20 protein-coding genes and 3 pseudogenes are annotated in these 22,567 nt (G+C 70.6%); 10 read left to right on the forward strand and 13 right to left on the reverse strand.

The window, feature by feature from the left end; all coding sequences use genetic code 11:
* Window positions 1-81: 81 nt before the first annotated feature.
* Window positions 82-660 carry an SMI1/KNR4 family protein gene (locus AOK00_RS02450; protein ID WP_063886501.1) on the forward strand — a complete coding sequence of 193 codons (579 nt, stop codon included), beginning with the start codon at window positions 82-84 and terminating at the stop codon, window positions 658-660.
* Between the two features lie 643 nt (window positions 661-1,303).
* On the opposite strand, the gene AOK00_RS02455 is transcribed toward AOK00_RS02450, so the two are convergent.
* Both AOK00_RS02455 and AOK00_RS02460 read right to left on the reverse strand, forming a co-directional pair.
* Entirely contained in the window at window positions 1,304-1,516 is a 213-nt protein-coding gene (locus tag AOK00_RS02455; RefSeq protein WP_159041676.1) for a hypothetical protein, read from the reverse strand.
* Window positions 1,517-1,583: 67 nt separating this feature from the next.
* Window positions 1,584-2,978: a DNRLRE domain-containing protein gene (locus AOK00_RS02460; protein WP_159041677.1), complete on the reverse strand. Its 1,395-nt coding sequence runs from the start codon at window positions 2,976-2,978 to the stop codon at window positions 1,584-1,586.
* 486 nt (window positions 2,979-3,464) lie between these two features.
* Here AOK00_RS02460 and AOK00_RS02465 point away from each other — a divergent pair, with 486 nt between their 5' ends.
* The 3 genes from AOK00_RS02465 (at window position 3,465) to AOK00_RS02475 (ending at window position 7,026) form a co-directional block, all read left to right on the forward strand.
* On the forward strand, window positions 3,465-3,965 hold the full coding sequence (locus AOK00_RS02465) for a hypothetical protein (protein ID WP_055598688.1): 501 nt from the start codon (window positions 3,465-3,467) through the stop codon (window positions 3,963-3,965).
* A gap of 285 nt (window positions 3,966-4,250) precedes the next feature.
* Window positions 4,251-5,423 (forward strand): lycopene cyclase family protein, encoded by a 1,173-nt coding sequence (locus AOK00_RS02470; RefSeq protein ID WP_055598689.1) that lies wholly within the window; start codon window positions 4,251-4,253, stop codon window positions 5,421-5,423.
* Window positions 5,424-5,466: 43 nt separating this feature from the next.
* A complete protein-coding gene (locus AOK00_RS02475) occupies window positions 5,467-7,026 on the forward strand; it encodes an FAD-dependent oxidoreductase (RefSeq protein ID WP_055598670.1) in 1,560 nt (519 codons plus the stop codon).
* A gap of 54 nt (window positions 7,027-7,080) precedes the next feature.
* Here AOK00_RS02475 and AOK00_RS02480 read toward each other — a convergent pair whose 3' ends face one another.
* From AOK00_RS02480 to AOK00_RS02495, 4 genes are read right to left on the reverse strand one after another with little or no spacing between them, the layout of a single operon-like run.
* Window positions 7,081-8,073, reverse strand: a complete 993-nt coding sequence (locus AOK00_RS02480; protein WP_055598671.1) for a DUF5914 domain-containing protein — start codon at window positions 8,071-8,073, stop codon at window positions 7,081-7,083.
* Window positions 8,070-9,131, reverse strand: a complete 1,062-nt coding sequence (locus tag AOK00_RS02485) for a phytoene/squalene synthase family protein (RefSeq protein WP_055598672.1) — start codon at window positions 9,129-9,131, stop codon at window positions 8,070-8,072. The genes AOK00_RS02480 and AOK00_RS02485 overlap by 4 nt, the downstream gene beginning before the upstream one ends.
* Window positions 9,128-10,672: a phytoene desaturase family protein gene (gene crtI / locus AOK00_RS02490; RefSeq protein ID WP_055598673.1), complete on the reverse strand. Its 1,545-nt coding sequence runs from the start codon at window positions 10,670-10,672 to the stop codon at window positions 9,128-9,130. Before crtI ends, AOK00_RS02485 begins: the two co-directional genes overlap by 4 nt.
* Window positions 10,669-11,853, reverse strand: a complete 1,185-nt coding sequence (locus AOK00_RS02495) for a polyprenyl synthetase family protein (protein ID WP_079041804.1) — start codon at window positions 11,851-11,853, stop codon at window positions 10,669-10,671. Before AOK00_RS02495 ends, crtI begins: the two co-directional genes overlap by 4 nt.
* A 259-nt stretch (window positions 11,854-12,112) precedes the next feature.
* On the opposite strand from AOK00_RS02495, the gene AOK00_RS02500 reads away from it, so the two are divergent.
* Window positions 12,113-12,820, forward strand: coding sequence for a class I SAM-dependent methyltransferase (locus AOK00_RS02500; protein ID WP_055598674.1), 708 nt, complete (start codon window positions 12,113-12,115; stop codon window positions 12,818-12,820).
* Window positions 12,821-13,031: 211 nt separating this feature from the next.
* Here AOK00_RS02500 and AOK00_RS02505 read toward each other — a convergent pair whose 3' ends face one another.
* The gene (locus AOK00_RS02505; RefSeq protein WP_055598675.1) at window positions 13,032-15,305 is read right to left on the reverse strand and encodes a catalase; all 2,274 of its coding nucleotides are present in this window, start codon (window positions 15,303-15,305) and stop codon (window positions 13,032-13,034) included.
* A 250-nt stretch (window positions 15,306-15,555) separates the two neighbouring features.
* On the opposite strand from AOK00_RS02505, the gene AOK00_RS02510 reads away from it, so the two are divergent.
* The gene (locus tag AOK00_RS02510; RefSeq protein ID WP_055598676.1) at window positions 15,556-16,518 is read left to right on the forward strand and encodes an SDR family oxidoreductase; all 963 of its coding nucleotides are present in this window, start codon (window positions 15,556-15,558) and stop codon (window positions 16,516-16,518) included.
* Window positions 16,497-16,946: an SRPBCC family protein gene (locus AOK00_RS02515; protein WP_055598677.1), complete on the forward strand. Its 450-nt coding sequence runs from the start codon at window positions 16,497-16,499 to the stop codon at window positions 16,944-16,946. Before AOK00_RS02510 ends, AOK00_RS02515 begins: the two co-directional genes overlap by 22 nt.
* Before the next feature lie 329 nt (window positions 16,947-17,275).
* Here AOK00_RS02515 and AOK00_RS02520 read toward each other — a convergent pair whose 3' ends face one another.
* Complete coding sequence (locus tag AOK00_RS02520; protein WP_079041805.1) at window positions 17,276-17,767, reverse strand: MarR family winged helix-turn-helix transcriptional regulator; 492 nt, start codon at window positions 17,765-17,767, stop codon at window positions 17,276-17,278.
* Window positions 17,768-17,842: 75 nt separating this feature from the next.
* On the opposite strand from AOK00_RS02520, the gene AOK00_RS02525 reads away from it, so the two are divergent.
* Entirely contained in the window at window positions 17,843-18,790 is a 948-nt protein-coding gene (locus AOK00_RS02525) for a quinone oxidoreductase family protein (RefSeq protein ID WP_055598679.1), read from the forward strand.
* Between the two features lie 371 nt (window positions 18,791-19,161).
* On the opposite strand, the gene AOK00_RS41290 is transcribed toward AOK00_RS02525, so the two are convergent.
* Together AOK00_RS41290 and AOK00_RS41550 are read right to left on the reverse strand one after the other, a co-directional pair.
* Window positions 19,162-19,509, reverse strand: coding sequence for a cyclophilin-like fold protein (locus AOK00_RS41290; RefSeq protein WP_055598681.1), 348 nt, complete (start codon window positions 19,507-19,509; stop codon window positions 19,162-19,164).
* 326 nt (window positions 19,510-19,835) lie between these two features.
* The gene (locus tag AOK00_RS41550; RefSeq protein WP_254047215.1) at window positions 19,836-20,057 is read right to left on the reverse strand and encodes a cupin domain-containing protein; all 222 of its coding nucleotides are present in this window, start codon (window positions 20,055-20,057) and stop codon (window positions 19,836-19,838) included.
* Window positions 20,058-20,133: 76 nt separating this feature from the next.
* On the opposite strand from AOK00_RS41550, the pseudogene AOK00_RS02550 reads away from it, so the two are divergent.
* Both AOK00_RS02550 and AOK00_RS36680 read left to right on the forward strand, forming a co-directional pair.
* Window positions 20,134-20,883 (forward strand): annotated as a pseudogene (locus AOK00_RS02550) (helix-turn-helix transcriptional regulator); the annotation flags it as partial.
* 139 nt (window positions 20,884-21,022) lie between these two features.
* Window positions 21,023-21,310, forward strand: a pseudogene (locus tag AOK00_RS36680) (WhiB family transcriptional regulator); the annotation flags it as partial.
* Window positions 21,311-21,347: 37 nt separating this feature from the next.
* Here the strand turns inward: AOK00_RS36680 and AOK00_RS02555 are convergent.
* The 3 genes and pseudogenes from AOK00_RS02555 to AOK00_RS39610 form a co-directional block, all read right to left on the reverse strand.
* Window positions 21,348-21,599: a hypothetical protein gene (locus tag AOK00_RS02555; protein WP_055598683.1), complete on the reverse strand. Its 252-nt coding sequence runs from the start codon at window positions 21,597-21,599 to the stop codon at window positions 21,348-21,350.
* The gene (locus tag AOK00_RS02560; RefSeq protein ID WP_055598684.1) at window positions 21,599-21,808 is read right to left on the reverse strand and encodes a hypothetical protein; all 210 of its coding nucleotides are present in this window, start codon (window positions 21,806-21,808) and stop codon (window positions 21,599-21,601) included. Before AOK00_RS02560 ends, AOK00_RS02555 begins: the two co-directional genes overlap by 1 nt.
* A gap of 314 nt (window positions 21,809-22,122) precedes the next feature.
* Window positions 22,123-22,567, reverse strand: a pseudogene (locus tag AOK00_RS39610) (hypothetical protein); the annotation flags it as partial.

Raw genomic sequence — 22,567 nt, forward strand, 5'->3', positions numbered from 1 at the left:
GTCGAGCGCCGCGATCTATTTAACCCTGTTTAAGCTCCTGTAGATCGTCAACCCGGTCCGGGGAGTCCATAGGATGCGTTCGTGGCTCGGTTTGATGAGGTTAAGGCGACGTTCTGGGGCGAGGGCCTGTACGGGGTTCAGCCACCGCTGACCGACGCGGTCGTTCAGGATGCCGAGCGCCAGCTCGGTGTCCGTCTGCCGGCCTCGTTGCTGGAGATCCTGCGGGTCCAGAACGGCGGCCTGGTGGCGGAGCTGTGGAACGCGTTCCCGACCGAAGTGCCGACGTCGTGGAGCGAGAACCATGTGCCGCTCGACGACATGATGGGCATCGGCCGTCACGACGACCGACTTTCACTGGTGGACTCGCCCTACTTGGTCGAGGAGTGGGGTCTTCCGTCTCCTTTGGTTCTGCTCTCCGGTGATGGCCACTGCTGGACTGCTCTCGACTACCGGGCATGCGGAGTGCGTGGGGATCCGTCCGTGACGTGGTTCGACGTGGACACCCACACGGAACTCCCGCTGGCGGCGGACTTCCAGGCGTTCGTCGAGCGGCTGACTGCGGCCGCGTCGTTCGACGTCCCGAGCGCCCACGGCGCGCCGGCGGGAGGCGTGGCCGTGTCCCTGGGGTGGGTGAATCGGCCATGCCTCCCCGAAGAGTGAGCACTGTGGGGGTTAGGTCGGGTGCTTCAGCGTGCCCCAGGCGTTGCCGCCGCGGAGATGATTGTTCCCGTGAGCACGCTCCGTACCCGTCGCCCTTGTGGAGGTCGAGGGTGCCGTCGTTCCAGAAGGCCATGCGGTCGCCCATCCGTCGCCGTTGAAGCCGGCGGCGGTCATATCTGCCTGATGGAGACCCAGGTACCAGACCAGCCACGATCCCGGCCCTGACTTGCGCGAAGAGAACCCCGGTCAGAACGCGCTCCAGGCCGGCGGGGCCGCCTGGGCAGCATGAAGCAGCTCGCCAGGACGGACTTCGACGGCGATGGCTTCGCTGACGTTGTCGCCATCTGGGCGGACGGAACCCTGCACCTCTACAAGGGACGGAACCCTGCGCCTCTGCAAGGGTGACGACAAGGGCAACATCACCGGCGGTACCACCATCGCGCTCGGTCTGAGCACGTGCGGTGACGCCAGGGTTGTGCAATGCGCATCGCTGCCCTGCCGATGGTCACCACGCACTGGTCAGGCACCGTCCGGCTGCGGCAGCCGGGGGACGTGCTCCTGGTGCCCACCGCCGTGGCGACGACCCTTGAGCATCAGGGGCACGACCTGGCGGGAGTGCGGAGACGTGTTGCCGAACCGACGTCTACTGGTAGGCGGGTACCGCCCAGGTCGCCCGGTAGTGCCGGTCCGCGGTGGTGGAGGCGAGCCGGAGCGACTGCGTTCCACCGGTGGAGACGAACCGCAGGTAGGCCGTCGTCCATGTGGGGTACGTCGTCTGTGTCTCAGGGCAGCCGGTCTGCGCGCACGTGGAGAGCACGGCCCCGGACACCGGGTCGTTGCCGACACTCTTGATCATCGAACGCCCGTTGACCACGGCCTCCACCGAGCTGTCGGCGTAGTCGTTGCACCAGCGGTTCTTCGCGTCACCGACGACGTGCTTCGCCAGCGGCCACCGCCCCGTCTCGACGTGACAGGAGACGGCACCGCTCTTCGAGAACCTGGATGATGCCGCCGTTGCCGCCGACCCAGAGGCGGTCGGAGTTGCCGTAGACGGGGGTGAGCTCGTGTCCGTACGCCGGAGCGTCACCCGTCTGACGCGGAAGAGGGAAGCTCTCGCCCCAGCCGAGACGGCCGTTACTGTACGTGTACCGCACGAGGGCGTCCGTCCCGACTGCCCAGACGTACCCGGAGTTCTGGTCATAGAGAACCTCGTGAGCTCCGGCGAGCGACGTCTCCTGCACCGGTGCCGCACTCCAGCTGCCGGGCTTGCCCTGAGCCTTGGAGTAGACCGCGAGACCGCCGTGGATGCCCTCCGCGCCGAAGACCCGGTCCCCGAAAGCGCCGATGACGGTACCGTCCGGGAGCATCTCCACGCCGTGCAGGTCCTTCGGGTTGTTTCCCACGTTGATCGCCCAGTGATAGCCGGCGAGCGACGGGTAGGGGACCACCCCGATGAATCCGCTGGCACCGTCGCCGGTGACCAGGACCGATCCGCCGTACGTTCCGCCGGGACGGAGCTTGTGGGAGGTGCCGCCCTCCCATGTGTCGCCCTTCAGGGTCGTGTCGAGGACCGAGTGGTAGGCGTCCGGGATCCACCGCTGGTACGGCCCGGAGGCCGGCCAGACGGAGGGGCTGGTCGAGTCGAAGAACTCCAGTGCGGCATGCTGCCCCGGGTATCCGCCCGGGTAGGTGGGGCCGGTGTCGTTGCCCGTGATGACCGGAGTGTGGCCCTCGTTGAACACGACTTCCAGGGTCGGCGCGTTGTACGCCGCGTGGCAGGCGTACTCGGTGGCCACCGGATTCATGGAGCAGAAGTCCTTGTAACCCGTGCTGACGTCCTCAGCCGCGCTCAGCCGGATGCCGTGGTTCGGCAGCGTGGTGTCAGCCCACCCCTTGACCCAGTCGGTGACATCGATGCGCTGGATGCCGTTGGAGGCCGCCGGATCGGTCTTGTTCGGCACGCCGGGGCAGTCCGGGTGCCCGAGCCCGAACCAGGTGCCCTTGCCCGCGCCGACAGAGGGCTGGTTGGCCCAGGTGACGGAGGACTGGTCCCAGGCCGAAGTCACCGGATACACGCCCATCCACGCCTTCGCCGAGCAGTCGGATACGAAGGAGTTGTAGACGCGCAGAGTAGCCTGCTTGATCGGCGCGCCCCGCAGCTTGGAGACGTCGAACTGCATGAAGCTGCGGTACTTCGTCGCACCGCCGTCGGGCGAACCCACATGAAGGAGCTGTTCCTGCGAGTGGTCGGCGCTGTCGGTGCTACGAATGTAAGTGTCCTGCAGCCGCTTGATGATGTTGCGAGGCCCCGTCTGCACCGTGGGCGAGACGGTCGGGGTGGCAGAGGCGACGGACGCGCTCGCGGTCTGCGCGGCCGTGCTGGAGGGCTCAGCGGCCTGTGATGTCGGAACGAGGAGCGCTGCCGCGAGCGCGACCCCGGACCCCGCTGCCAGTAGGCCCTTCCGCAGGAAGGCCCGCGGCGTATGGCTGTGCGTGTGTGGATCCACCCTTCACGATCTTCTTCTTGGAGATCGGCAAAGAGACAGGATCACGCCGGGACGGGAAGTTGTACACGAGAATTCGCACACCAGACCAGTGTGGAATCCTCCACCGGCAGCCATGGGCGAAGCACAGTGTCTTTGGCGAACCGCTTGCGGGCTGGAGGGCGAGCAGGGGTCCGCGGCGGTCGATGATGCGGTCCGCCGCCGACTTCGAGTCCCCGCACAGCAAGCATGTTGCGCCTGTTCCGGGGTGACGGGCGGCGGCACCGGTACGCGTGGCAGTTCGGCGGGGACATGTTCCACATGACTTCCCACGACAACAGCCCCGACGCGGCACACCACCGGCCCCAGGATGTCAGCGACGCGACCGTGGAGGCGCTGGGCTCCCTCTCCAAGGCGCTGGAGACTGTCGAGCGTGCCCGGGGGCACCTGTACGGCTTCCACCAGCTGACTGGTACGGCCGACTTCGAGCTGGACCACGCGGTCGACCTGCTGCGCGCCGCCGGTCACGACGACTGGGCGGACCGTGTGGAGTCCGAGATCATCGGACGCAACGTCATTCCCGGTCATTGGACCTTCCAGATCGTCGAGGCCTATGACAGGACCTACTACGAGCCCTTCCGTGACCTGGAACGCGGCGTGGTGGCCGACCTCGCCGACGGAAGACCACACCTCCAGGAGGCCCGGCTGAAGGAGGCACGGCGCACCACCGGCCACCCCGATCACACGGCCCGCCCCGGAGTGTCTCCCACGAAGGACTCTCCGAGTGGAGAAGCCGGTCCGCCGCGGCCTGGACGTCCGTGAGGTCCGGAGGACCGCGGGGCGTTGGGCGAACTGCGTCGTCGCGGTCAGGCGGGACCAGTCCAGACCGGCGGCGACCGCCACGGACGTCACCCGGCACCGCCGGCACAGGCGCCGGCCGACCTTCAGCCATCGGGCGCTCCACGGCCAGGCGTCCAGGACGGCGGGGGACGCGAAACGCCGGGAGTGGTCGACCGGCTTGCGGACCAGAGCGGCATACGATCACCGTGTCCGGCGCCGCGGTACCTGGGGCCTCGGCGTATCCCCCTGGCCGGAGGAGGACACGTGGTGCCGCAGTGTGACGTGGCCATTGTCGGGGCAGGCGCGGCCGGACTGTCGCTCGCCTGGCGCCTGCTCAGCCCACATGCCGGTGTCCCCGCCCTCTCCGTAACCCTTGTCGACGCGCCGCCCGGCTCCCTGCGTCCGCCCGAACGCACCTGGTGCTACTGGGAAGAGGGACCGGGAGAGTACGACGATCTGGTGACCGCCACCTGGGACCACCTCCGGGTACGTGCTGCCGACGGCCCCGCCACCCTCCGAAGCCTGGGACGGTTCCGCTACAAGATGCTGCGCTCGACCTCCTTCGAGGAGGGCCTGCGCCCGCGACTGGGCGCCCTGACCCGCGCCGAGGCCGTCGTGGAGAGGATCGAGGACGGGCACGACGGCGCCGCACTCCTCTGCCGCACCGCCGGTGGCGCGACGACATCCATGAGGGCGCGCTGGGTCTTCGACTCCCGTCCTCCCGCGCTCGCGCCCGCCAGAACCGCGCTCCTGCAGCACTTCCGTGGCTGGTTCGTTCGTACGCGCCGGCCGGTGTTCCAGCCGGAGGTCGTGGAGCTGATGGACTTCCGCACACCACAGCCCCGGCACGGGCTGTCCTTCGGCTACGTGCTGCCCACGGGTCCCCACGAGGCGCTGGTGGAATACACGGAGTTCGGCCCGGCCGCCCTGACGGAGCATGCGTACGAGGCCGCGCTGCGTCACTACACCCAGGACGTGCTCCGTCTCGGCCCGCACGACGTCCTCGCCCGGGAACGAGGCGTCATCCCCCTGACCGACGCCCACCACAGCCCCCGCGCCGGGCGCCACGTCTTCCGGATCGGCGCGGCCGGCGGAGCGATCCGTCCCTCCACGGGCTACGCGTTCTCGGCGATCCAGCGCCAGACCCGCGCCGTCGCGGCCGCCGTCCACCACGGCCGCACACCCGTTCCGCCCGCTGCCTACACCGCCCGCCATCTGGCCATGGACGCGATCCTGCTGCGCGGTCTCGCCACCGGACGGGTGCAGGGTGCGTCGTTCTTCAGCCGCCTCTTCCGTACCGTCCCGGCCGAGCGCCTTCTGCGTTTCCTGGATGGCGAGACACGCCCCGCTGAGGACGTGCTGGTCGGGCTGCGGACCCCAGTCCTGCCGATGCTGCGGTCCGCCGCGGGCCTCCCGTTCCTCGCTCGTTCCCCCCGCTGATCCGCACCTTCCTTCCCGTACCGGACCCCAGAAAGGCCGTCAGATGAGCCCTCAGCCCGTACGGGCCGCACGCCGTGGACGCGACCGGAAGGCCGAAGTCGTACCTGCCCACGAAGGCCGGGCCCGGCACACCGGAGGAGGGGCGCCACGCTGCGCGGTCGTCGGGGGAGGGATCGCGGGCCTCGCGGCGGCGACGCTCCTGGCTGAGCGCGGCGTCGGCGTCACCCTCTACGAACGGGAGGCCTCGCTCGGCGGACGCCTCACCGGGTGGCCCGTCGAACTCGCCGACGGCTCGTCCGTCACCATGAGCCGCGGCTTCCACGCCTTCTTCCGGCAGTACTACAACCTGCGCGGCCTTCTCCGCCGCGTCGACCCGGGACTGGAACGTCTGCGAGGAATCGGCGACTACCCCCTTCAGCACGCGTCCGGCCTCTACGACAGCTTCGCCCGCGTCCCGCGCACCCCGCCGTGGAACGCCCTGGGCTTCGCTGCCCTGAGCCCCAGCTTCGGCTGGCGCGACCTGCACCGGCTGGACGCGCGGGCGGCCCTGCCCCTCCTCGACGTCCGGTTGCCGGACCTGTACGAGCGCTACGACCGGATCAGCGCCCGCAAGCTCCTGGAGCGCATCCACTTCCCCGAGGCGGCCCAGCACCTCGCCTTCGAGGTCTTCTCCCGCAGCTTCTTCGCCGACCCGTCAGAGCTGTCCGCGGCCGAGCTCGCCCTGATGTTCCACATCTACTTTCTCGGCTCCTCGGAGGGCCTCCTCTTCGACGTGCCCGACGAGCCCTATCCGCAGGCACTGTGGGACCCCCTCGCACGCTACCTCGACGGTCACCGCGTACGGATCCGCACCAGCACACCCGTCCACGCCGTGGAGCCCGACCCGCACGGAGGGCACACCCTCGTCACCGAGGACGGGACGGACCGCGCCGACGCCCTGGTCCTGGCCCTCGATCCGGGAGGGCTGCGTTCCCTGGTGAGGAACTCGCCCACGCTCTGCGACGAGATGTGGCGTGCGCGGATCGGCCGCCTCGCCTCTGCGCCGCCCTTCCTGGTCCACCGGATCTGGTTCGACCGCCCCGTCAACGCCGAACGGCCCGGTTTCCTCGGCACCAGCGGCTACGGACCGCTGGACAACATCAGCGTCCTGGAACGCTGGGAAGGAGAAGCCCTGCGCTGGGCACGGAAGTCCGGCGGATCAGTCGTCGAACTCCATGCCTACGCCGCCGCGCCGTCGGCCGACCCCGAGACGCTCTCACGCACCCTCCTGGCCGAACTCCACCGCATCTACCCCGAAACGCGGGCCGCTCGGGTCGTCGACGAGCGCCGCCTGTGGCGCGCCGACTGCCCGTTGTTCGCCGTCGGTACCGCCGCCGACCGCCCCACGGTCGACACCCCGGACCCCACGGTGACCGTCGGCGGTGACCTCGTCCGCAGCGACCTGCCCGTAGCCCTGATGGAGCGCGCGGCAACCACAGGCTTCCTGGCAGCCAACGCGCATCTACGCCGCTGGGGTCTGCGCGGCCAGACCCTCTGGACCGTCCCCCGGCGCGGCCGGTCCGCGCTCCCGCGCCGCCTCGCCGCATTTGCGGAGAGCCCGTGATACGAACGCCGAAGGGCCCGCCCGGCGTTCCCCGCCCGCCACTGCGGTGAACCCTCAGCCCGGGAACCGCCCCTGGCGGCGCAGCGACCAGCGCCGCTCCGCGTACCTCAGATCGTCCCGCCACAGCCGGCCGGCCGCCGCCCGGATCGCCGGCCGGAGCAGTGGCGCCATGGCCCTGGCGACGGCGAAGCCGCGCCGGTCCGAGACGGCCACGACCGCCTCGACCACGGCCGTGCGGGGGCGGTCGGACCCGGTCGCCGTCAACGGCGTGGCATGCGTCTCCACCACCGATCCCGCACCCTCTCCCGCCTCGATCCGCATCACGACCGTTCGGGGTTCCGGCGCGGTGAAGGCGGCCCGTACCGGTACGACGCCGCGGCCCGCGACCTTGAACGCCACGTCCACCACCAGGACGTCCTCCGCGTCGGCCGCGTCCTCGGACGGAACTTCCAGGACCTTCAGGTCCACGAACGAGTACGGGTGCAGCCACGCGCCGTGCCATGGGTCCAGACGGTTGGCCACGACGTCCTCCGGCTCGCAGGCCCCCACCCCGGTGTAGACGGCGCTCACCGCTTCGGCGCCGTTCGCACGCTGCGGCACCACGGGCCGCTCGGTGGGCGTCTCCCCGCCCACCTCGTCCAGGCGCACCCACACCAGCAGTCCGTCGTCATGGACGGGCCACGGATCCCAGCCGGCGAAGGGACGCCCGTCCAGACTCATACCGTGCCAGTGGCAGGTCAGCGTCCCGCACCGGACGACGGCGTCCTTCAGGGGCGCGCCCAGATGGGGACAGGCCCCCGGACCGGCCACCGCGACGCCGGCCGCATCGCGCCAGAGCACCACCTCGACCCCGCCGACATGGCGGCCGAGCGGACGGTCGGACCGCACGTCGCGACTGTCCGCGACGACATACCAGTTACCCGACGCGCGGGCCTGCGCGCGCCGCAGGGCGGCCGCGATCGACGCGGGCCGCGCCTCGCGCCAGGTCGGCCGCTGCCGCTCCCAGGCGACCGGCTCCTTCCGCCATCGCAACGGAATCCCGCTCACCGCTCCGCACCTCCGGCTCGCGAGGCGTGTGGCACCCAAGCCGATTCCGGGAGCCTCGGCGGCACTGGTGAGACGCATGCCCCCCGGGGCCGGTCCGGCTTCCTCTCGGCAGACTGCCGAAAGAGGGCCCACCCTCTGCGGGCCGCGACGGCGCGGACGAAGCCGGGCCCGGCTACCGCCAGCCGCCGTCGCCTGCCCACGACGGCCCTCCGGTGCACCACGGAGAAACCGTCGTCCTCGATGGCCTGGAGGATGTCCCGGTACAGCACGAACGCCGTCCGGACACAGGGAGCCGACACCGGGTGGAGCAGGCCGATGCCGGGCTCCGCCGCACGGTAGACGTGACGCGTGAGAGAGGCGGCGGCCCTGAGAGCCTCGGTGATGCGCCAGTCGTGCCGCCCCGTCGAACGGCTCCACAGCAGCAGGGAACGGTCCACGCCGTAGGCGCCCAGCAGATCGGCGGGAAGGTAGATCCGGCCCCGGTCGAGATCCTCCCCGACGTCCCGCAGGAAATTCGTGAGCTGGAACGCCACTCCCAGCGCGGCGGCGTGCGGCTCCGCCTCGGCGCTCGGTACGACCGTGCCCAGGACGGGCACCATCTGCAGTCCGATCACGGCGGCCGAACCGTGCATGTACGTGGCCAGCTCCTCGTACGTCGGATAGTCCGTGACCGACAGGTCGCTGCGCATGGAGGTCATGAAATCCGTGAAGTGGCGCGCCGCAATGCCGTAACGGGCCCGCGTGTCGGCGACGGCGCGGACCACGGGCTCCGCTACCCGGCCGCCGCCGAGCGCCATCGCCCACTCGGTCTCCAGCGTGTCCAGAGCCGCCTCACGCTCGGCGAACGTGGCCCCGCTTCCCAGGTCGTCGACGATGTCGTCGGCACGTCGCGCGAAACCGTACAGGGCGTGGACGGCGGACCTCCGGTCCACCGGAAGGAGCCTCGTGGCGAGGAAGTAGGTCCTCCCATGACGCGCGTTGAGCCGGCGGCAGGCCGTGTAGTCGGCGCGCAGCCCGGCCTCCTGGATGCCCGCCGCGTCCAGCTCGCGGGCGGTCACCTCGTCACCTCCTGCCGGTTCGCGACCGGCAGGGCGGGCCCCGGGCGGCGGGTGCGGCCGTCCGGCGCACCGGTGATGCGCAGGGCGGCGAGTCTGCCCGAGAGCAGAACCGTCGGCACACCCACGCCAGGAGTCGTGCCGCACCCCGCCAACACGGCGTTGTCGGTGCCGCGGACGAGATTGCGCGGCCGGAACGGACCGGTCTGGGCGAACGTGTGCGCCACCGAGAACGGCGTGCCGGCCGCATGCCCGCGCGCCGCCCAGTCGGCAGGCGTCACCAGGCACTCCTCCTCGATGGAGTCGCCCAGCCCATGCATGCCGCGCCGCTCCAGCTCCGCGACAAGCGAGTCGCGGTACGGTGCGCCCAGCTCTCCCCAGTGCACCGCTTCGGGACCCACCTCGGTGTTCGGGCACGGTGCCAGGATGTAGTGCAGATGGCGACCGGGCGGGGCCAGTGACGGATCGGTGGCAGTCGGACGGGTGATGAGCAGAGAGGGATCGCTCATCACCCGCCCGGCACGGGTGAGCTCGCGGAACGTGCCGTCCCAAGCGCCTCCGAACGAGATGGTGTGGTGCCCCAGCTGCGGCCAGGTCCGGTCGGTTCCAGCGTGGAGCACGACCGCGCTGGGGGAGTGCCGCAGCCGGGCAGGACGCCGGGGACGGCGCCCCAGCAGCTGATAGGCGACCGGCAGATCGGGGGTCAGAACCACCGCGTCGCATGCGATCCGGCCGGAGGCGGTGACGACCGCGGTCACCCGCTCTCCCCGCCGCTCCAGGGCTTGCACCTCCTCGCCGAACCGCAGTTCCGCCCCTGCGGCGCCGGCCACACGGGCCATCGCGGCGGGTACGGCATGCATGCCGCCGCGAGGGAAGTACACGCCCGCGACCGTGTCCATGTAGGCGATGACCGCGTACGCGGCCAGGGCCCTGGAGGGCGCCACTCCCGCGTACAGCGACTGGAAGGAGAAGACCCTCTGAAGCCGTTCGTCCTCGAGGAAGCGGCCGATCGCCCGGTCGAGCGGTCCGAAGCCACCCGCGAGCGCCAGCCGCACCAGATCGGGGTGCACCAGCTGCCATGGCGAGTCGAAGTTCGCGTCGATGAACCGACCCATCTGCAAGGCGTACAGGTCGGTCAGCCACCGGCGCAGGCGGCGGTACCCGGCAGCCTCGCGTGCCCCGGCGAACCTTTCCACTTCCGCTGCCATGGCCTCGGCGTCGGTATGGACATCGATCCGGCTGCCGTCCGCGAACCGCGCCCGGTAGGCCGGGTGCAGGGCTACGAGCTCGAGGTGGTCACGCATCCGGGCGCCCACCGCCGCGAAGGTCTCTTCGAGCACATCCGGCATCGTGAGCACGGTGGGACCCGTGTCCATCAGATACCCGGCTCGCTCGATCCGCCCCGCGCGGCCGCCCGCGTGGGCGTCACGCTCCACCACCGTCACACGCCGCCCCGCCCCCAGCAGGTGCAGCGCCGCGGACAGCCCGGCCAGACCGGCTCCCACGACCACGACGTGATCGGTCCGCCCCGACAGCGCCTTCACCGCAGATCTCCGATCAGCGCGTCGTCGAACGCCACCACCTCGGTCTCGAGCCCCGTCTCCGCGGCCGGTTCCGGACTCCCGCCGGGTGGCAGGCCACAGGCACCGCGCAGCAACCGCACGAGATGGGACGTGGCAGCCCGGTCAAGCACCGCCCCTGCGAGCGCATCCTCGCTTCGGCTGCACAGCCGCTCCACCTGGGCGACGACCTGCTCGCGCGCGCCGGAACGATCCACTACCTCGTGCGCCCGCCGGACGTCCTCCTCGGCCGTCCCGTACCGGGCACCGACAACCTCGTCCAGGACACGCAGCCCGGAACGGTCCCCGGCAGCCTCGCAGCGCTCCCGGGCCACCGCGACCAGATACGTCAGCCTGCCCTCGCGCAGATCCTCGCCCACCGGCTTTCCCGTCGAAGCCGGGTCACCGAACGCGCCCTGCAGGTCGTCATGCAGCTGGAAGGCCACCCCCGCGAAACGGCCCGCCTTCCGGAGCGCCGCAAGGGCGCTCGCCGACGTCCCGGCGAGTGTGGCACCGAGCACCAACGGACGCTCCACCGAGTACAGAGCGGTCTTCAGCACGGCTGACCGCACCGCCCGCGCCGAAGACCGGTCGGCCGTCACCTGGGCGTGCAGATCCAGATACTGGCCGGCCACCATCTCCGTTCGCATGGACCGCCAGACGGCGGCCGCCGGTACCGCGGCCGGGGACCCGGCCGTGGCCTCCGCGAAGGCGTCGTCGGCCCACACCAGAGCGAGATCGCCCGCCAGCACGGCTGCTGCTCCGCCGAATGTGCCGCACGGGCGGTCGCGTCGCTGTGTCGCGTACTGCTCGTCGATCTCGACGTGCACCGCCGGCCGTCCCCGGCGGAGCGGCGAGCCGTCCATCATGTCGTCCTGAATCAGCGCACACGTCTGAACGAGTTCCAAGGCGCCTGCGACACCCAGGGCGGTCTCCGCGAGCGGCGCCCCGCCGCCCGCAGCGCGCATGCCCCACCAGCACAACCGCGGACGCATGCGCCGTCCCCCCTGGAGGGTGAACCGTACGACCCGACCAGCCAGGTCCGCAGCGAACAGGGGGTCCAGAGCCTCGGACTCCTCGAGCCGACGGTCGAGCATCGTCGCCAACCTTCTGTTCACGGCCGCCGCCACATCGCTGTCGACATGAAGCGGGTCCATTGCACGCATGGGGACTGCCCTTCACCGCCGGTCGCCGGGAGACCGGCTCGCTCGGCGCATGCGTACCGCGGCGGAGGCGCCGCACATCCGCCCTTACGCCGTACGGATCAACCCTTCCGTCCCGGATGACCCCTGAGCGTGAAGCAGGACGGTGTGCAGCCGGCCCGGCCCGGTCCGCGAGCCCCGCGAAAGACACTCGGACATTCCGGCGTGGCACACAGCGCGTCGAGGAGGCCAGGCGCAGGCTGGAGCCGACCAGGAGGATCCCATGACCCTGCTCCGCGACGACGACCTCACCGCAGCCTTCGACCGCGCCGCTCCCTCGTACGACCGCATGACAGCCGCGAACCCCGGCTACCACGGACACCTGCGCCGCTCCGCCCGCCGCCTCTGCCTGCCCGACGAAGGCTCCGGCCTGTCCGTCCTTGACCTCGGATGCGGTACGGGATCCTCGACCCGGGCCCTTCTCCACGCCGTACCCCGCGCCACCATCACCGGTGTGGACGCCTCGGCCGGCATGCTGGGGCAGGCGCGGGCCAAGGCCTGGCCCTCCTCCGTCTCCTTCGTGCACGCGCCTGCCGAGGATGTCGGCTCCACCGATGCCGCAGGGCCGTACGACGCCGTATTCGCCGCCTACCTCTTCCGCAACCTCGCCAACCCTGACACCGTGCTCCGCACGGTCCGCGACCTCCTGCGTCCGGGCGGGCGGCTGGCGGTCCACGAGTACACCCTCAGCGGCCGAACAGTCCACCGGACCGTGTGGAACGCGGTAATGCGAGGCATGGTCGTGCCCTGGGGCCGGCTGCACGGGGACGCGACCCTCTACCAGCACCTGCATCGCAGCGTGCTCGAATTCGACACGGCAGAGCAGTTCGCCGACCGCCTGCAAAGTGCCGGATTCGTCGACGTCCGGGTGCTGCCCCTGCCTGGATGGCAGACGGGCATCACCCACACGTTCCTCGCGACCCGCGGGTGAGACACCCCGCGCCGCTCCGCTTGTCCAGCCCGCCGCCCCTACCCTCGTGCGCCCGCCCTGCCAGGTGCTGGTCGTCCGCCGGGCGCTGCGCGCGGCGGTGGACCGCCACCGGGACGCCCGTGTGCCTGCGGCAAGCCCCGGACCCCATGCGGGTCCGGGGCTTGCCGACACGCTGCGAAGCCCCCCTGGAGGGTCCCCGCAGGCCGTTGAGTCACACAGCGGCCGGGAAGCGTTCCCAGACGCGGTGGGCCGCGAGGAGTTCCAGTAGCTGGGGCAGTGCCTGTGCTCCGTCCGAGAGGATGACGCCAGGCGCACCTGCGGAGATGCCGGCGGCTTCGAACAGTGCTTCGGCTCCGTCCCGGCCTGCGAGCGCTTTGCCGTGCCGGTATGCCTCGGTCAGCAGCGTGAGGACGCGGGGGTCGCAGGGGGCGGCCGTGGGGGAGCCGGCCTTGGCGTCGCGGGCGCCATACGCGTCGGCTGCCGCCTGCGGGGCGCCGATGAAGACGAGGGCGTCGAATTCGACGGAGCGGGCGGTGGCGAAGGTGCGCTGCACGGTCACTGGGTCTCCGTCCGTGCCGAGCACTCCGCCGGCCGCGGACACCACCAGCGGCACCATGCCGGCATCCAGGACAACCTGGCGAACCGCCCGCACGGTGGCCGTGTCGACGGCTTGGTCGGTGACGATGCCGATGACGCGTCCGTCCAGCGGCCAGGTGGCGCCGATCTGCGACAGGGCCGGACTGGGGGCGACATCGGCGAGTGCTTCGGTGGCGGCCGGCACAGCCAAGCCCAGACCGGCCGCGACCTGGGCGCACAGTTCGCCGTCGATGTTCGCGAGGACGCTCAGGGTGCGTTCCTTGATGGCCTGCTCGTAGCACTTGCTCAGCTCGAAGGTGTAGGCGGCGATGACGTGCTCGCGCTCGACCGGGCTCATGCTCAGCCAGAACTGGCGCGGCTGGGAGAAGTGGTCGTCGTACGAGGCCGGGGCCGCGCGGACTTTCCGCCCGGCCGGCACCTCCACGGGGACCTCGATGAACGCACCCGTGTTGGCGCCGGCGAAGAAGGGGCAGCCTCCGTCGAGGCTGTTGGGTTTGTAGGGGGCCACGCCCCGGTGCACAGCCGTTTGGTGCAGGCCGTCGCGGAGCATGTCGTTGACGGGGGCGTGGGTGCGGTTGATCGGGATCTGCGGGAAGTTGGGTCCGCCGAGCCGGGTGAGCTGGGTGTCCAGGTAGGAGAAGTTCCGTCCCGCGAGGAGGGGGTCGTCGGTGGCGTCGATGCCCGGGACGAGATGGCCGGTGTGGAACGCGACCTGTTCCACCTCGGCGAAGAAGTTCGACGGGTTCGCGTTCAGCGTCAGGAGTCCGACGGGCTGCACGGGCGCCAGCTCCTCTGGGACGATCTTTGTCGAGTCGAGGAGGTCGATTCCTTCGAACATCTGGTCGTCCGTGTCGGGGAAGGTCTGGATGCCGAGCTCCCACTGGGGGAAGGCGCCGGATTCGATGGCGTCATAGAGGTCGCGGCGGTGGAAGTCGGGATCGACGCCCGCGAGGATCTGTGCCTCCTCCCAGACCAGGGAGTGGACGCCGAGTTTGGGCTTCCAGTGGAACTTGACAAGTGTCGTGGCGCCTTCGGCGTTGACGAGTCGGAACGTGTGAACGCCGAAGCCCTCCATCATTCTGTACGAGCGGGGGATCCCCCGGTCGGACATGTTCCACAGGGTGTGGTGGGTGGCCTCGGTGTGCAGGGAGACGAAGTCCCAGAACGTGTCGTGCGCGCTCTGTGCCTGGGGGATCTCCCGGTCGGGGTGTGGCTTGCCGGCGTGGATGACGTCGGGGAACTTGATCGCGTCCTGGATGAAGAACACCGGGATGTTATTCCCGACCAGGTCGAAGACGCCTTCCTCCGTGTAGAACTTCGTGGCGAAGCCACGGGTGTCACGCACCGTGTCGGCGGAGCCCCGGGAGCCGAGGACGGTGGAGAAGCGGACGAACACCGGCGTCTCGACGTCCCGGGCCAGGAACGCGGCCTTGCTGACCGTCTGCCCTGTGCCGTAGGACTGGAAGACGCCGTGCGCGGCGGATCCACGGGCGTGCACCACGCGCTCCGGGATGCGCTCGTGATCGAAGTGCATGAGCTTCTCGCGCAGGTGGTTGTCCTGCAGCAGCACCGGCCCCCGCGGTCCCACTTTGAGTGAGTGGTCCGTATCCGGCAGTCGGACACCCTGGGCGGTGGTCAGGTACGCGCCGCTCTGCGCCGTCCTGGCCTGCTCCGCGCCGGTGGGCTGCCCGGTCGGGCTGACGGTTTCCGGGCCGCTCTGATCCGCCTTCGGCGGCAGCGGCTCGACCGGTGTAGTCGGCTCGACCAGCTGCGGCGACACGGGGGCCGGCTTGCCGGGCACACCCTCTTCGGGACCCTCGGCGGGGCCGGTGCGCATGGCGCCGGCCCTTCCTTCGGCGACGGCCTTCACCGGATTCTTCTCGGACATCACTTCTCCAGACGCAGCGGGGCATGCCCTCGGGCCCTACACCTGTGACCCGAAGCGATACGTCCTGAAACCTGGACTAGCCTGTCCGGTCCGGAAGGCGAGTCGTCGTCATGCCGGCTTGAGCCGCCGCCTCGTCCTGGCCGCGCGACGGCAGCACGACTGTCGAGATGACGTACCCGACGTCGATTCCGCGAACGCCGTAGCCGCCCCGGTCCCGTATGGAACGGACGCAGGCGGGCAGGGGCATGGCATGAGGCCCAGAGCCCGCCGGTACCGCACCCACTCGCACGCGAGCCCACTGCAGGGCCGGGTCGCCGTTGTCACCGGCGCCGCCCGGGGCATCGGCGCGAGCACGGCGTATGCACTGTCGCGGCGTGGCGCCCATGTGGTCCTGCTCGACCGGGAAGGGCAGCGGCTGCACCAATTGGCGGCCGAGCTGCCGGGACCCGCTGCTCCATGGACGGTCGACGTCACCGATGTGGCCGCACTCTCGGCAACAGCCGAAGAGGTCCGCAACACGCTGGGCGCGCCCTCCGTGGTCGTCGCGAACGCCGGAGTCGCCATCGGAGGCGCGCTGCAGGACTGCGATTCGGAAGACTGGCGGCGGGTGATCGACGTCAACCTTGTCGGCAGCGCCCTCACCGCCCGCTGTTTCCTGCCCGACCTCTTGCGCAGCCACGGTTACTACCTCCAGGTCGCGTCCCTCGTCGCGTTGGCGCCCACCCCGCTCCTCACCGCGTACTGCGCCTCCAAGTCCGGGGTCGAGGCCTTCGCGCACGCCCTGCGTGCCGAGATCGCTCACCGGGGCGTCGACGTCGGCATTGCCTACCTGAACTGGGCCGATACCGCGATGATCCGCCACGCGGACCAGACAGAGGTCTTCCAGACACTACGCGCGCACCTGCCATGGCCGACCTCCGTCAACCAGGACCCCGCCGCCTACGCGGCGGCCATGGTACGGGGTATCGAACGTCGCTCAGCTCACATGTATGCCCCGCAGTGGGTGCGCGTCGCGCAGGTGGCCCGGGCCTTCATGCCCACGCTCGTCACGCACTACTTCCGGCACGTTCTCTCGGCCCATGAGGACACGCCGCTGCCCGCCACCGGCCTCCTTGGACCAGGCGGCGCTGCGGCCGATACAAAGGACCTCGCGGGACCGGGCCGGCATCACCCTCGCCCAGGAGGACAGTCATGGCCGTACGACACCACTTGATCCACGCCACGCCGAGCCAAGTGTGGGCGGTCCTTGGCGACGGGCGGCGCTACGCGGACTGGGTGGTGGGCACGAGCGAATCGCGGGTGGCCCGCGGCCTGTGGCCCGAACTCGGATCCGTACTGGAGTACACCGTCCGCCTCGGACCGTGGACCGTTGCGAGCACCACCGTCGTACGACGCGTCGACGTTCCTCAGGAACTGGAGCTGGAAGTCGACAGCGGACCTCTCGGCACCGCCCGCGTGGCGATCGAAGTCCGCCCCTGGGGCGACGAGGCCCTGACAATCGTGGACGAGCACCCTCTGCGGGGCATCGGCGGAACGCTGCACAATGCCGCAGTCGACGCACTGATCCAGCTACGCCACCGCAGCATGCTCGCCAGGCTCGCGAACGTGGTGGAGGAACAGGCCAGCCACGCACAGGGCTGAATCCCCCCGGCGGCCATCGAGGACATGTTCCTCCCAGGCCCGCGTGGTCAAAGGAGAGGGGCGGCCTGGTCCCGGATCGGTTCAGCCGGGCCAGGGGGCGGCGAATACGCGTGGACGGTAGGGGAGGGGCCGCCCGCCGGGGCACTCGGTGGACGAGCGAGCGGCTCCACCACAGCTCGCGGCCGTAAGTCATCTTCTTCAGATGGTGGCGCTCGGCGGCGGTCAGCACCACGGGCACGGCAGAACAGGCAGGCATCGCAGGCGGGGCGACCGATCTTCCAGAGCGGGTACGCAGTGATGGGGCTCCCGCGCGTGTGGCGGCCGCGGGCTCAGCTGGCGGGCGGGGCTGTCGCGTGGCGCGTCTGCTGGATCAGGACGGTGGTGGCGCGTTCCAGAAGTTCGCAGAGTGAGGCGTGTTCGGAGGGCGTGAACGCGTCGTTGAGCGCGCGCTCAAGGATGACCACCTCCTGGTAGGCGCGGTCCAGCAGCGCCCGGCCCTCATCGGTGAGGGTGGCGATCTGCACCTTGGCGTGCACGGGGGACGTCTCGCGGCGGATGAGTTCCTTGGTCTCCATGTTGGTCAGCACGCTGCTCATGCTCTGCTGCGTGACGCCGCAGGAGCGGGCCAGTTGGGCGCCGGACATGCCGCCTTCGCGCGAGAGGATCAACAGCACGGTGTACTGCGTCATGGTCAGCCCGTAGGCACGCAGTACTGCCTCGTGGTGCGCCATCAACGCCTGCTCTGACCGCCTGATTCGGGTGCAGAGGTCGTTCTCGATCCGAGCTTCCACCGCGTACTCCCACTTCATTGACAGGTTCATGGGTTGACTCAGGAACCTTATATGCCTACCGTTCTCGACTGTAAGGATACTGAGTCAACACAGGGGGCTGTAACCATGAAGGCTGTCGTTCTCGACGCTGATGACCACTACCGGGTGGCCGAACTCGATGAGCCCGCCCCCGGCCCCGGCCAGGTGGCGATCCGTGTGGCCTACGCCGGGATCCAGTGGGGCGACACCATGGTCAGGAACGGCCAGTTCGCCGTACCTCGCCCCTTCGTCCCGGGATTCGAGGCGTCCGGGCACATCGTCGCGGTCGGCGCGGGTGTCGACGCACGCCGTGTTGGTGAGGCCGTCACCGCGCTGACTACCTCCGGCGCCTACGCCGAAGTGGTCCTGGCGCCCGCCACGCTCACCTTTGGCGTCGGCGGCGTGCCGCTGAGGACAGCCGCAGGTCTCGGGTGGGGCGCACCGACCGCCTACGACCTGATCAACACCGCTGCGAACGTGCGGCCCGGCGAAAGCGTGCTGATCCACGCCGCCGCCGGCTCAGTCGGCACGCTCGCCGCCCAGTTCGCCCGACTGGCCGGAGCAGGCCGGATCGTCGGTGTGGTCAGCACTGACGACAGGGCCGACTACGCCGCACGGTTCGGGTACGACCAGCTCCTGCTCCGCGAGGAGTTCCCGGCCAAGCTCGGCGACGAAAAGCCCGACGTCATCCTCGACCCGGTCGGCGGCTCGACCCGCACCGCCGGCCTCGACCAGCTCGCAGCACACGGCCGACTGGTGGCATACGGCAACCTCGCCACGTACGAACCCGTCCTCGCCAACGCCAACGACCTCCTCATGCACGGCAAGTCACTCCTGACCTACAACAGCAACCTGCTCAGCCGGACCCACCCCGAGCGACTCGCCGCCAGTACCCGCCGCGTACTTGACCTCGTCGCAGACGGCACGGTCCGCATGGACATCACCACCGAGTACGCCCTCGGAGACCTGGCCACAGCTGTGCAGCACCTCGCCGAGGGCACAACCCATGGCAAGAGCATCCTCCGCGTCGCCTGACGACACGCAGAAAGCCGGGCGGCCGATCTCCAGCCTCACCGCCTGGACGCGAACGAACGGCGCCGCAAGGCCCCCTCCGCCCCCGAGTGGTGGGCCGACCGGATCGGCGCCGCCGCCGGGCCCGTGCCCGGCTCGAAGTTCGTGACGAAGGTCCGCGACGAGGACCGCAAGGTCACCCACGACATCGCCCAGGTGCCCGACGAGATGGGCGAGCCGCCCGTCAACCTGACCATGCTGGAGGCCGCGCTGAAGACCAAGTACGACGAAGGCCGGGTGTTCGTCACCGTCGACGGCAGCCCTGGCCGGTGCAGCCGGCCTGGCGGGGTTCATGCCGTTGTGGTCCCGTCGGGAAGTGGGGGCGGGGATGGAGGTCAGGGGGCGGCTTCGACGGTGATGCGACCGGCTCGGCCGAGCTGGGCGGCGCCCACGTCAAGCTGGCCGAGGATGAGCAGGTCGGCGGAAGCGGAAGGCCCGTCCTGGTAGAAGAGCGCCAGGTTGCCCCGGGGGGCGTAGTAGGCGATGTCGCCGATCTTGGCCGCGGTCGGGTCGGGGGCGCCGGAGGTGTCCAGCTTGCGCGGCAGGCCGGCGACTCGCTCGGTGCCGTGGAAGTCAGTGAGGGCCAGCGTGAGCGGGAGCAGCTCGGCGAAGTCGCGGGCGGCCGGGCTGTCGTTCAAGGTGGCCTCGACCGGGCGGCCGTCGAGGGTGACGCGGATGTCCACGGTGGTGTTCCTGTCAGAGGCTGGCGACGGGGAGGCCGGTGCGCTGGTCGGCGCGGCGGGCGCCGCCGTCTCCTGCCGCCCGACGGGCTCCGAGAAGGAAGCCGTGGGGGCGGTCGGAGTGGCTTCCCGCGGGTCGCCGGAGCAGGCGGCTACGGCGAGCAGCAGAGCGCCCGCGGAAAGGATGCGGACCGGACCGCGAAGGACTGTGGAGTGCATGGAGAGGACCTCCGGGGCCGTCATGCGGGCATGGACGCGGCGCCGGGCGCGGGATCAGACGGCCGGGCCGACGGCGTAGTCGTCGTCGGTGACGGGGGTCAGCCAGTGCACTACGTCGTGGTCGGCGTCGCCCTCGTTGATGGCCAGTGGACCATCAGTCGGTACGGGGCGGCGCTGTGACAGTGCTCCTCATCGGCCTCGAACAGGACGCGGTCGCCGGGCCGGATGACCTCCACCGGCCCGCTCCGGCGCTGGCACAGTCCGACGCCCTCGGCGACGTAGACGGTCTGGCCCAGTGGGTGGCGGTGCCAGTGGGTGCGGGCGCCGGGCATGAGGTGGACCAGGTTCGCGGTGACCCGGGAGGGGGCCGGGGCGGCGGCGACGGCGTCGATGTAGACGTCACCGGGGAGCGTCGAGTACTACGCCAAGCTGGAGCGCGGCAACCTCGCCGGCGTCTCACCGGCCGTCCTGGAGGCCATCGCCCGGGCCCTGCGGCTCGACGACGCCGAACGCGCCCACCTGCTCCACCTGGCCCAGGCCGCCGACGGCTCCGACGCCCTCACCCGCCCCCGCCGCCGCGCCACCACCAGGCAGTGGAAGCCGCACCCGAGCCTGCAATGGACCCTGGACGCGGTCACCGCAGGCCCGGCCTTCGTCCGCAACGGCCGCATGGACCTCCTGGCCGTCAACCGGCTCGCCCGCGCCTTCTACGCCGACGTCTACGCCGACCCCCACAACCAGGAAAACCTCGCCCGCTTCACTTTCCTCAGCCCCGACGCCCGCCGCTTCTACGCCGGCTGGGACCAGGCCGCCGACATCAGCGTCGCCGTCCTGCGCACCGAAGCCGGCCGCGACCCCCACGACAAGGACCTCCACGACCTCGTCGGCGAACTCTCCACCCGCAGCGACGCCTTCCGCACCCGCTGGGGCGCCCACAACGTCCGCCACCACGGCACCGGCTTCAAGCGCTACCACCACACGGCCGTCGGCGAACTCACCCTCGCCTATCAAGGACTGGAGATGGCCGCCGAACCCGGCCTCACCCTCACCATCTACACCGCCGAACCCGCCTCCCCCTCCGAACAGAGCCTGCGCCTGCTCGCCTCCTGGGCCGCCACGCCCCGGACCCCCGAACCCGCACCACACACCGGCGACTGAGGGTCCCGAACCGAAGGAGGCCACGCGGCGACGGCCAGGGCTGAGCAGGCAGTTCACACCTGCGAGAACCAGGCCTCCGTAGCGTGCGTGTTCTGGTGATCAGGCCGCAGCTGGGGAAACGGCGTGTGGAGGGGGATCGGTGGACGGAAGCCCGGTGTTGTCCGGGCTGTGCCGGACGGCGAACGCGGACTACCTTTTCGTCGAGCATGCGGCTCAGAACCGGGCCAAGGCGTTGTGCGCAGAGTGTCCGGTGCGTGCCGAGTGCCTCGCCTACGCGCTCGACAAGCGCGTCGAGTACGAGGTGGCGAGCGGGATGACGGAGCGGGAGCGGCGTGCGTTGCTGAAGCGCCGGCCTACCGTGGGGTCCTGGGCCGGGGTGCTCCAAGCGGCCCGGCGGGAGCGATGCCGTCCCGGAGCCGTCCGGCCCGCCGCTGCTCGGGCAGCATGCTCAGGCTGGGGCGAGATCAGTCCGCCTCGACGTACGCGACCAGGACCAGGGTGCCCAGAGCTGTCGGGACGTACAGCACGCGGACGCCGTCCTCGCGGTGTTCACGGATGGAGCCGTGCTTCGAGAGCGCGCCCAGCTCGGGGTTCCTGGAGACAGCGACCAGCACGGGGTCCAGCCGAAGGCGCTCGGCCTCCGTCATCTTCTCTATCTGCTCCCGCGCGACGTCGTAGAAGACGATGCGGGCGCGCTTGGGGCCGTGCCGCCCCATCAGGCGACGTTCGAAGCGGGAGCGGAGTCGTCGAGCGGGGGCTGCCCGAGGTTCTCGCGCAGGTCCTCCCACGAGGTGACGCGGTCCAGTTCGACACCTTCGCCGGCCAGCCGCTCCAACACGTAGGCGATGCGCGGGTCGTGGTCAGCCATTTCCCGTGCGTCGGCCCGCAGGGCCTCCTGCTCGGCCGGGTCGAAGACAATCCGCATCACGGCCTCCAAGTCATTGATGCTGCATCGAGGCTAGCGCAGGAGCGCTCCGCCGGAAGCCGGAAGGTGAAGACGACGCGGAGACAAGCCAGTACGCGTGCTCACCAGAGGCCGGCAGACACGAAAGCGGCCGGCGCCCACTTCCGCCGAGGCGGGTGGCAAGGGCGCAGGCCAACCGAAAACACACACTCCACGGGTGACCCGAGAGACGGATCGCGCTTCGGCGTGTATCCGCACGACGCGATGCTGCGGACGGTTCCACTCGTCAGGTGACGCAAGGTGGGTAATGTTTTTTATCGACGGGTGGTGGCAACTCATCGACACCGAACACACCAACCCCCGGAGGCACCACGTCCCTCCCCGTCCACCAGCCTGACCCACTCGACGGCGCAGCAGCCCAGTGGCCGGCCACCGCCGAAGCCGCCGCAGCGGAACTCGTCCGACTCGGCAGCCTCCTCACGAACGTCGGCACCACCGTCCACGCCGCCGCGGGCCTTCTCTTCATCCCCGACCTCGCCCGCGCCCAGGGCGACGACACCGGCATCCGGGTACGCACCACCAGCCGCCCGCCGCACGCCCTGCAGGTCATCACCGCCAACGGACTCACCCCGCACACCGTCGCGGACCACGCCTTCGCCACCTTCACCGCCTCCTCGAGTCGAGGCAGCCGCCCGCTCCTGCGACGGATGCGGCGCCGAGCCCGGCGAGCCCTGCCGACCGAACTGCCTGCCCGACCCCACTAGGGCCTGTCCGATGGGT

This window comes from Streptomyces aureus, from assembly GCF_001418135.1.
Lineage (GTDB): Bacteria > Actinomycetota > Actinomycetes > Streptomycetales > Streptomycetaceae > Streptomyces > Streptomyces aureus_A.

Excerpts from the sequence above, each read along its gene's own strand:
- AOK00_RS02455 (WP_159041676.1), bottom strand. The coding sequence starts at position 1,516 with ATGATCAAGAGTGTCGGCAACGACCCGGTGTCCGGGGCCGTGCTCTCC.
- AOK00_RS02465 (WP_055598688.1), top strand. The coding sequence starts at position 3,465 with ATGACTTCCCACGACAACAGCCCCGACGCGGCACACCACCGGCCCCAG.
- AOK00_RS02475 (WP_055598670.1), top strand. The coding sequence starts at position 5,467 with ATGAGCCCTCAGCCCGTACGGGCCGCACGCCGTGGACGCGACCGGAAG.
- AOK00_RS02495 (WP_079041804.1), bottom strand. The coding sequence starts at position 11,853 with ATGCGTGCAATGGACCCGCTTCATGTCGACAGCGATGTGGCGGCGGCC.
- AOK00_RS02500 (WP_055598674.1), top strand. The coding sequence starts at position 12,113 with ATGACCCTGCTCCGCGACGACGACCTCACCGCAGCCTTCGACCGCGCC.
- AOK00_RS02505 (WP_055598675.1), bottom strand. The coding sequence starts at position 15,305 with ATGTCCGAGAAGAATCCGGTGAAGGCCGTCGCCGAAGGAAGGGCCGGC.
- AOK00_RS02510 (WP_055598676.1), top strand. The coding sequence starts at position 15,556 with ATGAGGCCCAGAGCCCGCCGGTACCGCACCCACTCGCACGCGAGCCCA.
- AOK00_RS02515 (WP_055598677.1), top strand. The coding sequence starts at position 16,497 with ATGGCCGTACGACACCACTTGATCCACGCCACGCCGAGCCAAGTGTGG.
- AOK00_RS02520 (WP_079041805.1), bottom strand. The coding sequence starts at position 17,767 with ATGAACCTGTCAATGAAGTGGGAGTACGCGGTGGAAGCTCGGATCGAG.
- AOK00_RS02525 (WP_055598679.1), top strand. The coding sequence starts at position 17,843 with ATGAAGGCTGTCGTTCTCGACGCTGATGACCACTACCGGGTGGCCGAA.
- AOK00_RS41550 (WP_254047215.1), bottom strand. The coding sequence starts at position 20,057 with ATGCCCGGCGCCCGCACCCACTGGCACCGCCACCCACTGGGCCAGACC.
- AOK00_RS02555 (WP_055598683.1), bottom strand. The coding sequence starts at position 21,599 with ATGGGGCGGCACGGCCCCAAGCGCGCCCGCATCGTCTTCTACGACGTC.
- AOK00_RS02560 (WP_055598684.1), bottom strand. The coding sequence starts at position 21,808 with ATGCGGATTGTCTTCGACCCGGCCGAGCAGGAGGCCCTGCGGGCCGAC.